The organism is Sphingomonas sp. 2R-10 (assembly GCF_030062225.1).
Taxonomy (GTDB): Bacteria; Pseudomonadota; Alphaproteobacteria; order Sphingomonadales; family Sphingomonadaceae; genus Sphingomonas.
Window position 1 is genome coordinate 21981 of sequence record NZ_JASCXF010000036.1, and the last position, 15623, is coordinate 37603.

15 protein-coding genes are annotated in these 15623 nt (G+C 69.5%); 5 read left to right on the top strand and 10 right to left on the bottom strand.

Annotated elements, in window-relative coordinates; genetic code table 11:
* The first annotated feature begins 133 nt into the window (after positions 1-133).
* Genes QLH51_RS15575 through nhaA form a run of 3 tightly spaced genes read left to right on the top strand, consistent with a single transcriptional unit; the run spans position 134 to position 2847 of the window.
* Positions 134-796, top strand: a complete 663-nt coding sequence (locus tag QLH51_RS15575) for a pyrimidine 5'-nucleotidase (protein WP_125661053.1) — start codon at positions 134-136, stop codon at positions 794-796.
* On the top strand, positions 793-1614 hold the full coding sequence (gene dapD, locus QLH51_RS15580; protein ID WP_125661055.1) for a 2,3,4,5-tetrahydropyridine-2,6-dicarboxylate N-succinyltransferase: 822 nt from the start codon (positions 793-795) through the stop codon (positions 1612-1614). The genes QLH51_RS15575 and dapD overlap by 4 nt, the downstream gene beginning before the upstream one ends.
* Before the next feature lie 42 nt (positions 1615-1656).
* The gene (nhaA, locus tag QLH51_RS15585; protein ID WP_125661058.1) at positions 1657-2847 is read left to right on the top strand and encodes a Na+/H+ antiporter NhaA; all 1191 of its coding nucleotides are present in this window, start codon (positions 1657-1659) and stop codon (positions 2845-2847) included.
* On the opposite strand, the gene QLH51_RS15590 is transcribed toward nhaA, so the two are convergent.
* Complete coding sequence (locus QLH51_RS15590) at positions 2834-4063, bottom strand: dipeptidase (protein WP_125661061.1); 1230 nt, start codon at positions 4061-4063, stop codon at positions 2834-2836. The two genes, nhaA and QLH51_RS15590, sit on opposite strands and share 14 nt — an antisense overlap.
* An 80-nt stretch (positions 4064-4143) precedes the next feature.
* On the opposite strand from QLH51_RS15590, the gene QLH51_RS15595 reads away from it, so the two are divergent.
* A complete protein-coding gene (locus tag QLH51_RS15595) occupies positions 4144-4665 on the top strand; it encodes a hypothetical protein (RefSeq protein WP_125661063.1) in 522 nt (173 codons plus the stop codon).
* Positions 4666-4951: 286 nt separating this feature from the next.
* Here QLH51_RS15595 and QLH51_RS15600 read toward each other — a convergent pair whose 3' ends face one another.
* From QLH51_RS15600 to QLH51_RS15615, 4 genes are read right to left on the bottom strand one after another with little or no spacing between them, the layout of a single operon-like run.
* The gene (locus QLH51_RS15600) at positions 4952-5893 is read right to left on the bottom strand and encodes an electron transfer flavoprotein subunit alpha/FixB family protein (protein WP_125661066.1); all 942 of its coding nucleotides are present in this window, start codon (positions 5891-5893) and stop codon (positions 4952-4954) included.
* On the bottom strand, positions 5890-6639 hold the full coding sequence (locus QLH51_RS15605; protein ID WP_125661069.1) for an electron transfer flavoprotein subunit beta/FixA family protein: 750 nt from the start codon (positions 6637-6639) through the stop codon (positions 5890-5892). The genes QLH51_RS15600 and QLH51_RS15605 overlap by 4 nt, the downstream gene beginning before the upstream one ends.
* Before the next feature lie 30 nt (positions 6640-6669).
* Positions 6670-8988, bottom strand: coding sequence for a 3-hydroxyacyl-CoA dehydrogenase/enoyl-CoA hydratase family protein (locus QLH51_RS15610; protein ID WP_125661073.1), 2319 nt, complete (start codon positions 8986-8988; stop codon positions 6670-6672).
* Position 8989: 1 nt separating this feature from the next.
* Complete coding sequence (locus QLH51_RS15615; RefSeq protein WP_125661076.1) at positions 8990-10123, bottom strand: thiolase family protein; 1134 nt, start codon at positions 10121-10123, stop codon at positions 8990-8992.
* Positions 10124-10271: 148 nt separating this feature from the next.
* On the opposite strand from QLH51_RS15615, the gene QLH51_RS15620 reads away from it, so the two are divergent.
* Complete coding sequence (locus tag QLH51_RS15620; RefSeq protein ID WP_206429230.1) at positions 10272-10682, top strand: MerR family transcriptional regulator; 411 nt, start codon at positions 10272-10274, stop codon at positions 10680-10682.
* A 710-nt stretch (positions 10683-11392) separates the two neighbouring features.
* Here QLH51_RS15620 and QLH51_RS15625 read toward each other — a convergent pair.
* The 5 genes from QLH51_RS15625 to QLH51_RS15645 form a co-directional block, all read right to left on the bottom strand.
* Positions 11393-11596, bottom strand: a complete 204-nt coding sequence (locus tag QLH51_RS15625; RefSeq protein ID WP_125661081.1) for a DUF5818 domain-containing protein — start codon at positions 11594-11596, stop codon at positions 11393-11395.
* 11 nt (positions 11597-11607) lie between these two features.
* The gene (gene rpsU, locus QLH51_RS15630) at positions 11608-11808 is read right to left on the bottom strand and encodes a 30S ribosomal protein S21 (protein ID WP_055997902.1); all 201 of its coding nucleotides are present in this window, start codon (positions 11806-11808) and stop codon (positions 11608-11610) included.
* A gap of 232 nt (positions 11809-12040) precedes the next feature.
* Complete coding sequence (locus tag QLH51_RS15635) at positions 12041-13582, bottom strand: sensor histidine kinase (RefSeq protein ID WP_125661084.1); 1542 nt, start codon at positions 13580-13582, stop codon at positions 12041-12043.
* Entirely contained in the window at positions 13579-14280 is a 702-nt protein-coding gene (locus QLH51_RS15640) for a response regulator transcription factor (protein WP_125661087.1), read from the bottom strand. Before QLH51_RS15640 ends, QLH51_RS15635 begins: the two co-directional genes overlap by 4 nt.
* A gap of 32 nt (positions 14281-14312) precedes the next feature.
* The coding region (locus QLH51_RS15645) for a DUF4153 domain-containing protein (protein WP_164516211.1) at positions 14313-15623 on the bottom strand (1311 nt) is incomplete at its 5' end.

Sequence of the window (15623 nt, forward strand, 5' to 3'; positions counted from 1 at the left end):
GGGGGGTGTCGGCATCCACGGGGGTTGCGTTGCGCGGCCAACCCCCTTCCACCAGCTGCGCTGGTCCCCCGCCCCATGATATGGGGAGGATCGGCTTGCCGCTTGCGTTGCACCCGCCTACAGCCCGCACCCGATGCTGCCCGCGCTTTCCCATGTCCGCGACTGGATCTTCGATCTGGACAACACGCTGTACCCGGCGTCGTCCAACCTGTTCGCCGAGATCGAGGCGCGGATGGGGCGGTATATCTGCGACCTGCTGGATTGCGATATCGACGAAGCGCACCGGGTGCAGAAGATGCATTTCCACAACCACGGCACGTCGCTGTCGGGGCTGATGGCCGAACAGGCGGTCGATCCGCACCATTTCCTCGACTTCGTCCACGATATCGACCTGTCGCCGCTGGTGCCCGATCCCGACCTGCCGCGGTTGCTGGCGGGGCTGCCGGGACGCAAGCTGGTCTTCACCAACGGCGACGTGCCCTATGCCACGCGCGTGCTGGCGCGGCTCGGCCTGTCGGACAGTTTCGCGGGGATTCACGACATCCACGCCACCGCCTATCGCCCCAAACCGCATGTCAGCGCCTATGCCGGGCTGTGCGCCGCGTGGGCGATCGATCCGACGACCGCGCTGTTCGCCGAGGACATGGCGCGCAACCTCGTGCCGGCCAAGGCGGTGGGGATGACCACCGTGTGGGTCGACAACGGGTCCGAACAGGGGCCGCCCGTGGCGCGCGACCATATCGATTACACCACGCACGATATCGTCGCGTGGCTACGCTTCGTGGAGGAATCATGACCGACCTTGCCGCCCAGATCGATACCGCCTGGGAAAACCGCGCCGAACTGACCGTCCACACGCAGGGCGAGGTCCGCAATGCGGTCGACGCCGCGCTCGCGCTGCTCGATTCGGGCGAGGCGCGGGTGGCCGAACCGGTCGAGGGCGGCGGCTGGCAGGTCAACCAGTGGCTGAAGAAGGCGGTGCTGCTGTCGTTCCGCCTGAACGACAACCAGGTGATGGACGGCCCCGGCGGCACCAACTGGTTCGACAAGGTGCCCGGCAAGTTCACCGGCTGGGGCGAACACCGCTTCCGCGAGGCCGGCTTCCGCGCGGTACCCGGCAGCATCGTCCGCCGCGGCGCGTTCGTTGGCAAGGGCGCGATCCTGATGCCCAGCTTCGTCAACATCGGCGCCTATGTGGGCGAAGGCACGATGGTCGATACCTGGGCGACCGTCGGCAGCTGCGCGCAGATCGGCCGCAACGTCCACCTGTCGGGCGGCGCGGGCATCGGCGGCGTGCTCGAACCGCTGCAGGCCGATCCGGTCATCATCGGCGACGGCGCGTTCATCGGCGCGCGCGCGGAAGTGGCGGAGGGTGTCCGCGTCGGCGAAGGCGCCGTCCTGTCGATGGGCGTGTATCTCGGTGCCTCGACCAAAATCATCGACCGCGCGACCGGCGAAACGTTCCGCGGCGAAGTCCCGCCCTATGCGGTGGTGGTGCCCGGCTCGATCGGCGGCGGCGACGGCAAGCCCGCGCTGTACTGTGCGGTGATCGTCAAGCGCGTCGACGCGCAGACCCGGTCGAAGACCAGCATCAACGATCTGCTGCGCGACTGAAACTCCTCCCCGCAGCGGGGAAGGATTTGCTAGGGGCGGGGCATGACCCGCCCCCGTTCCATGCTGCGTGCGTTTCTCCATGGCGAGGCATCGGGGGGAATCGTCCTGATGCTGGCCTCGGCGATCGCGCTGCTGCTTGCCAATTGGCCCGGCACCGCCACCGCCTATTTCCACCTGCTGCACCTCGTGACCGGACCGGTGCTCGGCGAACGCCACGGCGCGATGACGTTGCACCTGTGGGTCAACGACGCGGCGATGGCGCTGTTCTTCCTGCTGGTCGGGCTGGAGATAAAGCGCGAGCTGGTCGACGGGCGGCTGGCGACATGGGAGCAACGCCGCCTGCCGGTGATCGCGGCCGCCGCCGGGATGGCGGTGCCGGCGATCCTCTACCTGCTGGTGGCACGAAACGCGCCCGGTATCGCGCGGGGCTGGGCGATCCCGGCGGCGACCGACATCGCCTTTGCGGTCGGGGTCATGGCGCTGCTGGGCAAACGGGTGCCGGCGGCCCTCAAACTGTTCCTCACGACGCTGGCGATCGTCGACGACATGGGCGCGGTGGCGATCATCGCGCTGGGCTATACCAGCGACCTCGACCTCACGGCATTGGCAGGGGCAGCCCTGGTGCTGGCGATGCTCGTCGCACTCAACCGCAGCGGCGTGATGCGGCTTGCCCCCTATCTGATCCTCGCCGTGCCGCTGTGGTATTTCGTGTTCCTGTCGGGCATCCACGCTACCGTCGCGGGCGTGCTGGTCGCCATGACGATCCCGGCAAAGCCCACCCCCGGTGCGCCCGAAGCGATCGATTCGCCGCTGCACCGGCTGGAACATGCCATCCATCCGTGGGTCGCGTTCGGCGTGGTGCCGGTGTTCGGCTTCGTCAACGCCGGGGTGGCGGTGACCGGCGTGCCGCTGTCGATCCTGTGGGCGCCGCTGCCGCTGGCGGTCGCCGTCGGGCTGTTCGTCGGCAAGCAGGTCGGCGTGCTCGGCGCGATCTGGCTGGCGGTGCGGACCGGGCTGTCGCCGCGGCCGGGGGACGCGAACTGGGTCCAGCTGTGGGGCGTCGCGGCGCTGGCCGGGATCGGCTTCACCATGAGCCTGTTCATCGGCGGCCTCGCCTTTGCCGGCGATGCCGCGGCGATCGATCAGGTGAAGATCGGCGTGCTGGCCGGATCGCTGCTCTCGGCGCTGCTCGGCGCGGCGCTGCTGCGCTTCGCCCCGGTCAGGGATAGATAGCGTCGACCGGGCGCTGCCCCGCCATCGTCTTCGCCACCGCCTCCGCCTGTCCCAGCGCCCGCAACACATTGCCCTGCGCCAGCGCCGCGAGGTCGGCGTCGCTCCACCCGCGCCGCGCCAGTTCGGCGAACAGCAGCGGATAACCGTCGACCCCGCCCATGCCCTCCGGCCCGGTGCCTGAAATCCCGTCATAATCGCCGCCGATCCCGACGGAGGCACGACCGGCGACCTTCGCGATATGCTCGACATGGTCGGCCATCGTCGCCGCCGTCACGCGCGGCGCGGGGTTGGCGGCTTCCCACGCCCGGATCGCCGGCGGCGTCTGCACGCCATAGCGATTGCCCGGCAGCCCCTGTGCCCTGGCAAAGGCACCGCGACGATTGTCCCACGCATTCCATTCGCTGGACAGGAACGCGGGATAGGCGTTGACCATCACCACGCCGCCCTTGGCCCCGATTGCACGCAGCAGGTCGTCGGGAATGTTGCGCGGCCGGTCGGCCAGCGCACGCGCGTTGGAATGCGACGCGATCACCGGCGCCCTCGACACCGCCAGCGCCGCCGCCATCGTCGCGTCGGACACATGCGATATGTCGACCAGCATGCCCAGCCGGTTCATCTCCTGCACCACCTGCCGCCCGAACGGGGTCAGGCCGTTCGCCTGCGGGGTGTCGGTCGACGCATCGGCCCAGCCGACGCTCTTGGTATGGGTCAGCGTCATGTAGCGTACGCCGAGATTGTAATATTGGCGCAGCACCGACAGCCGCCCGTCGATCTGGTGCCCGCCCTCCACGCCGATCAGCGAGGCGATCCGACCGCTCTTCGCGATGCGCGCCATGTCGGCCGCGTCGCGCGCCAGCGCCATGCGCGCCGGATTGGCGGCGATCATCCGGCGGACGATGTCGATCTGTTCGATCGTCGTCTCCACCGCCGCCGGGCCGGTCGTCGCCGCCGGGATCCACACCGACCAGAACTGCCCGCCGACATGGCCGCGCGCCATGCGCGGCAGGTCGGTCTGCAGCGGCGGGTCGATCCGGCTGGTATCGGCGGTCAGGTCGACCGATTCGACCGCGGCATGATGATGCTCGCGAATGCCCCACGGCAGGTCGTTATGCCCGTCGATGATCGGCGCGCGTTGCAGCACCCGTTCGGCGCGCGCACGGTCCTGCGCGGAGGGGGCAGGGGCCTGGGCGGCGAGGAGCAGGAGCGGCAGCAGCATGGCGCCACGCTACCGCGTCGTCAGCCGTCGCGACAAGTGCTAGGGGTGGCATCGGGCCATGCGCGAAGGATATGGGACCGATGCCGATACATGCCATGATGCTGCTGCTCGCCGGACAGGCCGCCACACCTGCGGTCCCGCTGCGCGCCCCGCCCGAGCGTATTTCCATCCTCGCGGACCCCTGCGCCTCGCGGCGACGCAACTCGCAGGACGATGAGATCCTCGTGTGCGGCGAAGCGGCGCGCGACTCGCGCATCCCCCTGCCGGGCGAACGCACCCCGCCCGACCGACCGCTGGCATCAAACCCCTATGCCGACGGCCGCGGCGCGGAGGTGGCGGCGATCAGCCCGTGCGCGACCCGCTCGGAAGGATGCACCACCGGCGTCGATATCTTCGGCGGCGGCACGTTCCTCGTCCGCGCGGTGGGCAAGCTGGTCGATCCGGGCAGCTGCTGCGAAGAGCCGGGCGAATACAAGGACGTCGGCAAGCTGCTTGGCGACATCGTGCGCGGGGTGAAGGGCGGGCCATCGAAGCGTGAACGGGCGAAGCGGGTGGCGATTCCGCTCGATCCGGCGGTGCCGTTGCCGGTGGCGGCGAAGTAGCGGGGGGTAGAAATCCTCCCCGGCACGGGGAGGGGGACCAGCGTAGCTGGTGGAGGGGGCGGGCCGCGAACGCTGCCGCGTCTCTGCGTGGAAACCATCCTCCACCATGCTGCGCATGGTCCCCCTCCCCGTGCCGGGGAGGATCGTTGATCTTACGGGGTAGGCCGCCGCGGGGATAAACCCCGCGTCGTCGGTCGTCGGTGTGGCGACGCCGGCCGGCCGTCGCTATGTGCGCTTGGGGGGCTTTGCCCCGCGCGCACCGTTCAGCAGCTTGGCGCTGCTTCACTCACAGCTTGGCGGTCAACTCCGGCACCAGCGTGAACAGGTCGCCGACCAGCCCGACATCGGCGACCTGGAAGATCGGCGCGTCCTCGTCCTTGTTGATCGCGACGATGACCTTGGAGTCCTTCATGCCCGCCAGATGCTGGATCGCGCCCGAGATGCCGACCGCGATATAGACTTCGGGCGCGACGATCTTGCCGGTCTGGCCGACCTGATAGTCGTTGGGCGCATAGCCCGCGTCCACCGCCGCGCGCGACGCGCCGACCGCGGCGTTCAGCTTGTCGGCCAGCGGATCGATCAGCGCGTGGAACTGCTCTTCGGACCCCAGCGCGCGCCCGCCCGAGACGATGATCTTCGCACTGGTCAGCTCGGGGCGTTCCGATGCCGCGATCTCGGCACCGACGAAGCGCGACACGCCCCGATCAGCACTGGCACCGCCGGTCGATGCGGCCGCCTCGACCGTCGCCGTGCCGCCGGTCGGCGCCGCCTTGTCGAACGCGGTGCCGCGTACCGTCAGCACCAGCTTGGGGTCGCTGGTCTTCACCGTGGCGATGGCGTTGCCGGCATAGATCGGCCGGGTGAAGCTGTCCGGTCCCTCGACCGACAGGATCTCCGAAATCTGCATCACGTCGAGCAGCGCGGCGACGCGCGGCGCGATGTTCTTGCCGGTCGTGGTGGCGGCGGCGAGGAACGCGTCGCGCGTACCCATCAGCTCGACCACCAGCGGCGCGACATTCTCGGGCAGATTGTGCGCGAACGCCGCGTCGTCGGCGACCAGCACCTTCGTCACCCCGGCGATCTGCGCCGCAGCCTGCGCGACGCCGTCGACGCCCTGTCCCGCGACCAGCACCTCGACCTCGCCCAGCTTCGCCGCGGCGGTGACCGCGGCATAGGTCGCGTCCCTGACCGCCTGCCCGTCATGTTCGACCCAAACCAGCGTCTTCATGCGACCACTCCCAGCGTCTTGAGCTTGCCGACCAGCTCATCGACATCGGCAACCTTCACCCCGGCCTGCCGCTTCGCCGGTTCCTCGACCTTCACCGTCGTCAGCCGCGGCGTCACGTCGACGCCGTAGTCGGCGGCGGTCCTGGCCGCCAGCGGCTTGGACTTGGCCTTCATGATGTTGGGCAGCGAGGCATAGCGCGGCTCGTTGAGGCGCAGATCGGTGGTGACGATCGCGGGCAGGGTGAGTGCCACCGTCTCCAGCCCGCCATCGACCTCGCGCGTGACGTTCACCGTCTCGCCCGACACCTCGACCTTGCTGGCGAAGGTGCCCTGCGGATAGCCGGTGAGCGCCGCGAGCATCTGTCCGGTCTGGTTGTTGTCGTCGTCGATCGCCTGCTTGCCGAGGATCACCAGCCCGGGCGCTTCCTCGTCGATCACCGCCTTCAGCAGCCTGGCGACGCCCAGCGGTTCGACCTTCGTCTCGCTGGTGATGAGGATGCCGCGGTCGGCACCCATCGCCAGCGCGGTGCGCAGCGTGTCCTGCGACTTCTGCTCACCGATCGAGACCACCACGATCTCGCTCGCCACGCCCTGCTCCTTCAACCGGATCGCTTCCTCGACCGCGATCTCGTCGAACGGGTTCATGCTCATCTTCACATTCGCAAGATCCACACCCGAACCGTCCGCCTTCACACGCGGCTTCACATTGTAATCAAGCACACGCTTGACCGGCACCACCACCTTCATGTCCGTCTCCCAAATCCTTGCGTGCGCCGATCAGTTGCGCAGCGGTTTGCCGGTCTTGAGCACATGCTCGATGCGTTCCTGCGTCCGCGTATCCCGCATGCTCTCGGCGAACTGTTCGCGTTCCAGCGTCAGCAGCGCGTCCTCGCTCACCACGTCGACCAGATCGGCCTCCCCGCCGGTCAGCACCTGCGCCAGCCGGCCGGCGACGACCTCGTCATAGGGCGTCGCCATCCCCTTGGCACGGAAGCTCTTCACCGTGTCGGCGATCGCGACGCGCCCGCCCGCGCCGGGCAGGCGGAACACCGGCGGTTCGGGCGCGACATAGCCCTCGACCAGTGCCAGCGCCTTGGCCTTCGCATCGGCCAGCAGCCGGTCGCGGTTCATCGTGATGCCGTCGCTCCGGCGCAGCAGCGCCATCTCGCGCGCCTCGGCCGCCGACTTCGACACCCGCGCGGTCGAAATCATCTCGAACGCCTTCGCGACCGCCGGCATCGGCCCGCGCGGCATCCCCGGCGTCCGTGCGATGCGGTCGAGCATCTCGCCATGCCCGCCCCAGCCCGGCACCAGTCCGGCGCCGGCCTCGACCAGCCCCATATAGGTTTCGGCATGCGCCTGTATCGCGTCGGCATGAAGGCTGATCTCGCACCCCCCGCCCAGCGCCATGCCCGCCGGCGCGGCGACGACCGGGAACGGCGCGTATTTCAGCGCCTTGAACGCCTGCTGCCCGCCCGCGATCAACCGGTCGATCGCCTCCCACTGGCCCGCCTTGACCGCCCAGAGCGCAAGGAACAGGTTCGCGCCGACCGAGAAATTGGCGGCGTCGGTGTAGATCACCAGCGCCTTGAACCGGGACGCGACCAGCGGGATCGCCTCGCCGATCAGCGCCAGCACCTTGTCGTCGAGCGCGTTGCTCTTGCCGGTGAACTCGAAGCAGGCGACGCCGTCGCCGACGTCCCACACCGCCGCCGATTCGTTGCGCAGCAGCGGTTCGGCGCGCAGCTTGACGTCCTCCAGCAGCAACACCCCGTCGGAGCGCACGACATCGGCATAGGTGCCGTCCTGCGTCAGATACTGGCGTCGGCCATCCTCCACCCGATAGAAGCGCCGGTCGCCGACCGTGTCGAGGATCGGCGGCACCGCCCGTCCCTCGTCGCGCAACCGCGCGGTCAGGCGCGCCGCGCCGATCCGGTCGATCAGTTCGAACGGCCCGTATTTCCAGTTGTAGCCGAGCTTCATCGCGTCATCGATCGCGACGATATCGTCCGCCGCCGCGCCGACCAGCATCGCGGCATAGGGCAGCACCTGTCCCACGATCGCCCACGCATAGGTCCCGGCCCTGCCCGGCAGGTCGATCAGCGCGCCGATGTCGCTCGCCGCCTCGCGCGGAAGGTCGTCGGGCTTGCGCTGTTCGCGATATTCACCAGTAGCGAGGTCGATCGCGAACCTAGTCCGCGTCGCCTTGTCGAACCGGTAGAAGCCACCCTTGCCCTTGCGTCCGGTAAGACCCTCCGCGATCATCCGGTCGACCAGCGGCATCGGCCGCACGGTGTCGAAATACGGGTCGCCCGCCGGCAGGGTCGACGTCAGGCTCTTCGACAGCAGCGGCATCAGGTCGATCCCGACCAGATCGACCAGCCCGAAGATGCCGGTCTTGGGCACGCCCATCGGCCGGCCGCCGATCTGGTCGGCTTCCTCGATATCCAGCCCCTGGTCCATCGCCGCGTTGATCGCGACCGCCAGCCAGTAGGTGCCGATGCGATTGGCGATGAAGCCCGGCGTGTCCCTGGTCCGCACGATCCGCTTGCCGAGCATCCGGTCGACGAACGTCTCGACCCTGTCCGCGACCGCCGGGTCGGTGGCGGCGCCGCGCACGATCTCGATCAGCCGCATGTAGCGCGGCGGGTTGAAGAAGTGGGTGATGAGGAAATCGGCCCTGAACCGGTCCGATCGCCCCGCGACCAGATGGTCGAGCGGGATGGTCGAGGTGTTGGACGATACCGCCGTGCCGGGCCGCTTCAGCGCCTCGATCCGGGCATAGAGCGCCTGCTTGACGTCCAACCGTTCGACCACCGCCTCGACGATCCAGTCGCATTCGGCGATGCGTTCCAGATGGTCCTCGATATTGCCGGTCTCGACCAGCTTCGCCGCGGCGTTCGACATGAACGGTGCCGGGTCGGCCTTGAGCATGCGGGCGACCGCCCCCTTCGCTACCGCATCGCGATCGGTCCCGTCGCGGGGCACGATGTCGAGCAGCAGGACGGGAATACCGGCATTGGCGACGTGCGCGGCGATGCCGGCGCCCATCACCCCGGCGCCGATGACGCAGACCTTCTCGATGGTTCCGGTCATGTCACACGCGCTCCAGCACGGTGGCGATACCCTGTCCGCCGCCGATGCACTGCGTCGCCAGCGCATAGCGGCCGCCCTCGCGCGCGAGCAGGCTGGCGGCCTTGCCGACGATCCGCGCGCCGGTGGCGCCCAGCGGATGGCCGATCGCGATCGCCCCGCCGTCGAGGTTGATCGTCTCTTCCCGCAGCCCCAGGTCGCGGATGCAGGCGATCGCCTGGGCCGCGAAGGCTTCGTTGATCTCGACGATGTCGATGTCGGCGGCGGTCAGCCCGGCGCGCTCCAGCGCCTTGCGCGACGCACCGATCGGGCCGAGGCCCATCGTCTCGGGCTCGCAGCCAGAAATGCCCACACCCCTGATCCGGGCGAGGATCGCCAGCCCGTGGCGTTGCGCGAACGCCTCCGACGTGACCAGCACCGCGCTGGCACCGTCGGTCAGCGGCGACGACGTGCCCGCGGTGACCGACCCGTCCTGACGGAAGGCGGGCTTCAGTCCGGCCAGCCCCTCGGCCGTGGTGTCGGGGCGGATCGTGCCGTCCTCGGCGACGGTGCCGCCCCTGGTCGCGATCGGCACGATCTCGTCGGTCAGGCGCCCGTCGGCGCGTGCCGCTGCCGCCTTGCGCTGGCTGACCACGGCGAACGCATCCTGTTCGTCGCGCGTGATCTGGTAGCGGGTGGCGACGTTCTCCGCGGTGTCGCCCATGCCCATATAGGCGCCGGCGCTCTTCGCGGCGAGCGCGGGGTTGGGCATCGGGTTGTAGCCGCCCATCGGGATGCGGCTCATCGACTCCAGCCCGGCGCAGATGAACGCCTCGCCCGCGCCGATCGCGATCTGCCCGGCGGCGATGTGGATCGCGCTCATCGACGATCCGCAGAACCGGTTCACCGTCATCCCGCCGACCGACAGCGGCAGGTCGCCGAGCAGCCCGATCAGCCGCGCGACGTTGAGGCCCTGCTCACCCTCGGGAAAGGCGCAGCCCAGCACGATGTCCTCGACCAGCGCCGGGTCGACGCCGGTGCGATCGATCAACCCGCGCACGACCTGCGCCGCCAGATCCTCCGGCCGCACCCGCGCCAGCGCGCCCTTGCCGGCCAAATGGAAGGGAGAGCGAACGTAACCCGCGATGACGGAACCCATGGAATCGATCCTTTCCCCGAGTGGCGGCGAATCTCGTCGACACTCATATGACGTATAGGTTATGTATCTTCCCTATAGGGTACACGGTGCATGTGCAACCGCTGCGTTCGGACGACCGGCGCATGCCATGGCAGGACGGGAGGTTCGATTGACGGCCGACGACGACGCGCTCACCGGCATCCATGCCGTGGCCGAACAGCTGGGCGTGACGCCGCGGACGCTGCGCCTGTACGAGGACAAGGGGCTGATCCACCCGGTGCGCGTCGGCAACAACCGTGCCTATGGCCACCGCGACATCGTCCGGATGCGGCTGATCCTGCGCGGCAAGCGGCTGGGTTTTTCGCTACGCGAGATTCAGGAGTTTCTCGACCTCTATGCCGAGACGGACCAGAAGGAGCAGATGCGGACGCTGGCGGCCCGCTGCCGCAGCCGGATCGATACGCTGAACCTGCAACGCCAGGCGCTGGACCAGACGGTGGCCGAACTGGAGGAACTGGAGAAGACGGCGCTGGCGCATCTCGACGAACGGCGGGGCGGGGTAGCGCAGCGACCCGCCTGATTTTAACGGGACGTCAGCTTCAGCGAGAACGGATCTTCTACCGGGAGCGCGGGACGGGAACCGCTCGAGGTCCGGTGAGCCGCGCATATGCGGCAACCAGAACCGCTCTGATCGCTGTTTTCGCAGGCAATGTGACGTAACAGGAGGCCCGTACCGCGCAACGCGGTCTCTGCCCGCCGCCGAAAGAGCTGACAGATGGCCGCTTTTCCCGAAGGCTTAGGGCGGATCGATATTCAGCGAATTGGAGCACCATCCAGCAGAATCAGGAATCTTTCTGGTTCACGTACCCCCGCGCAGGCGGGGGTCCAGACGGCTGCGAGGCTTCGCATGCCGACGCGATGCGCGTACCCCCGCGCAGGCGGGGGGGCCAGAGCCACGAATGTCGTCCTGCCGTTACTCTGGACCCCGCCTGCGCGGGGGTACGGCCTGAATGTCGATCGGCCTTATAGCCTGATGACATCAGGAAGAACCTGACATCAGGAAGAACCGTTTGTGCTGAGTAGGGACTGAGCTTGTCGAAGGCCCGTATCGAAGCATCACCACAGTCCTTCGATACGCCGCTTCGACAAGCTCAGCGACTACTCAGGACGAACGGTTCCGTTCAAGGTCATCAGGCTCAGGCGCGCGTGCGTTCGCCTCCGCCGGCAGGACAATCTACCGGCGGGGTGATCGGCGTATGGCCCGACCGAACCCGCCACCGCATCGTGCGGTCAGAGCAACACGATGCTGTCCGCATCGACCAGATCGGCGTCGATCAGCGTGCCGCCGACGCGGACACGCTTCTCGACCTCGTCGACCGGGGTACGGAGCAGTTCGAGCTGGTAGCGCCCGCCGGCATCGCGGCGGAGATAGAAGGCGCCGCCGTCGCGGACCAGCGTGCCGGTCTCATCGATCCGGCTGCCGATCTCCGCCACCGGCGAGGTGCTTACCGGTCGCGTTCGGCGCGCTTGCGGTCGGCCTTGCGCGCGCGGCTGATCGCGGCGGCACGCTCGCGGGCGCGCTTTTCCGACGGCTTTTCATAGTGCCGGCGCAGCTTCATCTCACGATACACGCCTTCGCGCTGAAGCTTCTTCTTGAGTGCACGGAGCGCCTGGTCGACATTGTTGTCGCGGACGATGATCTGCATGGGGGGTAAGCGTCCTCAAAAGAATCGGAGTCGGGCCGGGGACTCGTGATTCCCGGCCTATCCACCGCCGCCTATTACGAATGGCATGCGTTTGGCAACCCATGCGCCGCGGAATCGGCCGGGTTCGCCGGCGATACGGGATGCAGATCGCCGCATCGCGACGGATCGGTCGCCGGACGACCGCGCCGGCAACGTCGTCTGCCGCCGGCTGAGGCAGGCAAGGATTCGGGTATCAGCCGGCCACCGGCAGATACAGCCGAAACACCGCTCCTGCGCCCGGATCGAGCGTGATCGCCCCCCGATGCGCCTCCAGCAGCGAGCGCAGGATCGGCAGCCCCAGTCCGGTTCCGCCCGCCGCACGGCGGGTGGTGAAGAACGGTTCGAACACCCGGTCGCGATCGCCCGGCGCGATGCCCGGGCCATCGTCGGCCACCGTCACCACCACCTGTTCGCCCGCGATCCGCGCCGTGACCGCGACGCTTCCCGCCCCGGCCTGCCGGCTGTTGTCGATCAGCGTCGACAGCGCCGCCTCCAGCACGCCGCGCGGCACCGCCACCGCGGGCAGCGGGTCGTGCGACAGGGTGACGGCCGGTGTCGCATGGGCATCGGCGGCACAGCGCAACACGCCCGGCAGGTCGCTCGCCACCCCCGCCTCGCGCGTCGCCATGTCGGCGCGGGCAAGCTCCAGCAGCCGGCTGACCAGCAGGTTCAGCCGGTCGGCATCGGCGGCGATGTTCGACAGGAACCGCTCGCGATCCCCCGCTGCCATGTCGCCATGGTCCTGCAACAGCTCGACCGCACCGCGGATGCCCGCCAGCGGCGTCTTGAACTCGTGGCTGACCGCATGGGCGAAGTCGCGCAGATAGCGCGACCGGTGCGCGATCGCCTCCGCCATCACCCCGAAATCGCGGTACAGCGCCTGGATTTCGATCGCGGCCGTCGCCGGTGGATCGGGCACGCGGCCCCCGCCGCCCGCCACCGCGCGCGTCGCATCGCGCAGCGCCTCGACCGGGCGGACGATGCCGCGCGACAGCAGCCCGCTCAGCACCACCAGCGTCGCGAAGATCGCGACGATGCCGAACGCGATCTTGCCGCGATCCTCGTGCAGCCCGACGAACAGGCTGCGCGGCGAGCGTGCCAGCAACAGGATGCCGACCACCCGGCCATCGACCACGATCGGCCGGGCGTGGTGGATGCGCAGGTTCGACGCACGGCTGAGCCATTCGAACGGATAGTCGGGGCGATAGGCGGCGTTGCGCCGCAGCGTCGTCAGCGACCGGCCGGCCTGCGCCGCGCGCAGTTCGGGCAGGTCGCCATAGCCGCGTCCCGCCGGCCCGCGCGCGACGATCCGTCCATCGGGCGCCAGCAGCTGGATCGACGCCAGCGTCGTTTCCGCCGTCATCCGCAGCACGGGCGTCAGCCGCGCGGCCCATGCGCGCGTCGCCGCATCGCCATCCCCCGCCAGCGGTCGTGGTGCCGGGCGTTCGGGCAGGATGCGGGTCAGGCGCAGGTCGAGCGTCGAGGCATAGCGCCCGCGGTCGATCCGTGCGTCCTGCCCGCCCGGCCACAGCGCCGCCCCGGCCGCCGCCAGCGCGGCGCTCTGCGCGACCAGCTCGGCCTCGCTCTGGCGCAGCAGGCTGTTCTCGTACACCCGCAGGAACAGCGCGCCGACCCCGGGCAAGGCGGCGACGAACAGGAAGGTGGCGAGCAGGATCGTGCGCAGCCGCAGCGGGGGCCAGTGCCGCCGCACGACGGCACGCAGCCTCGCGATCATGCGCCGCCGCAGGTGCCGAGGCGATAGCCGATGCCGGCGCGCGTCTCGATCACGTCGTCGCCGCCGGCCGCGACGAACTTCGCGCGCAGGTTGCGGACATGGCTGTCGACCGTGCGGTCGGTGATCGCGAAGCCCGGCCCATGCAGCCGGTCGATGATCGCGTCGCGGCTGAACACTTTCGACGGCATCGCCATCAGCGTGCGCAGGATGCCGAATTCGGTGACCGTCAGCGCGACCGGCGCCCCGTCCCAGCTCGCCTGCCATCCGTCGGGGTCGATCTTCAGCCGGCCGTGCTGCAACGGTGCCGCCGCGCTCTCGACCGCCGGCGGGCGGCTGCCGACTCGGCGCAGGATCGCCATCACCCGCGCCACCACCTCCCGCGGCGAGAACGGCTTCACGACATAATCGTCGGCGCCCAGCTCGATGCCCAGCACCCGGTCGATCTCGTCGTCGCGGCTCGACAGGAACAGGATCGGCAGGTCGCTGTCGGCGCGCAGCCGCCGGCACACCTCGATCCCGTCCATGCGCGGCATGTTGATGTCGAGCACGATCAGGTCGGGCGCCTGTTCCGCGACCGCCGCCAGCGCGGCCTCGCCATCCTCCGCCTCGACCGGGGTCAGCCCGGCCTTGGTCAGCGCGAACGCCAGCAACTGGCGGATGTGCGGATCGTCGTCGGCGATCAGGATCGTGCGCGGCATGGGGCACTGGATCAGCGCCATCGTGCCTGCCGTCAAGGCCGCACCGACGGGGCGGGCGGCGGGGGCGGGATCACCAGCCCGCGGCAGTCGCGGGCATGCGGGTCCGCCGGCCATGCGCGCTCGCCGATCTGCGCACGCGCGGCGGACAGGCGGCGGGCACCGCGCGGCGTCCACCCGGTCCAGCGCGATTGCCGCTCCGCCAGATCGTCGTACAGTTCGATGCGAACGGCGCGCACCCCGGCGCGCAGTGCGGGGCGCCGCGTCCGCCGCTCCAGCGCGATCACCGGCAGCAGCGCACCGTTGCCGACCGAACGCAGATAGCACAGGTCGACCTGCCCCGCGCGGCCATGGTCGACATTCCACCGCGCCGCGATCGCGCCCAGATCGACGAACGCGCACACCGCCAGCACCAGCCCTCCGGCCAGCGCGTTGCCGTTTATCAGCCACCGCGCGCTGCGCTGCGCGAGGATGCGCCAGCAGATCAGGATCAGGCCCAGTGCGACCAGCGCCATCCACAGCAGGGCCGCGATCCGCCACGCGGTCAGCATCGATTCGCCGATATAGTCGAGCGTCCGCAGCACGCTGGATGCGACCAGCACCAGGTTCTGCGCGACCCACAGCGTTACCAGTCGCCGTGCCCATGGGCTGGCCGCGCTGGCGCTGCCCGGCCGCAGCATCGCCAGCGCCATGAACCCGGCAAGCCCGGCGGTCGCGATCAGCGGATAGGCGCCGCGATGCGCATATTCCGCCGCGCCCAGTCCCTCGGGCAGGCTCGCCCCGCTCCACAGGAATGCGATGTCCAGCCCGTTCTGCACCGCGAAGATCAGGTTGAAGAGGGCGAGCGCGATCACGACCGACGGCAGCGACGTGCCCGGTATCGCCGGTTCGGGATCGGGCAGGGCCGCGGCGGCGCGCATGATGATGCGTTGCGGGCGGAACGCCGGCCATAGGAACAGCGCGACGAAGGCGCACAGGACCACCCGGTCCAGTGGCGGCAGGCTGAGGGCGACGAACGCCTGCTCGACCAGCGGGTTGGCCGCGGCGAACAGCGCGACGAACAGCGCGCCGCCGATCGCCGGCAGCGCCAGCGTCGCGATCAGCGCCCGTGCCGACACCCCCTTCGCCCGCGGCCGGGTGGCGATGCGGTGCAGGTCGGTGAGCAGCTTGATCGGGCCCCCGGCGCCGTGCAGCAGCAGCCGTATCGCCCAGCGCCACGCATCGTCGAACCGCGCCGCGCGCGGCAACAGCGCCGCGACCGACAGCGCCGACCAGAACAGCACCCATGCCAGCACACCGGGATCGTTGAACAACGCCATCCCGAACACCCCCGCCACCCCAACCCC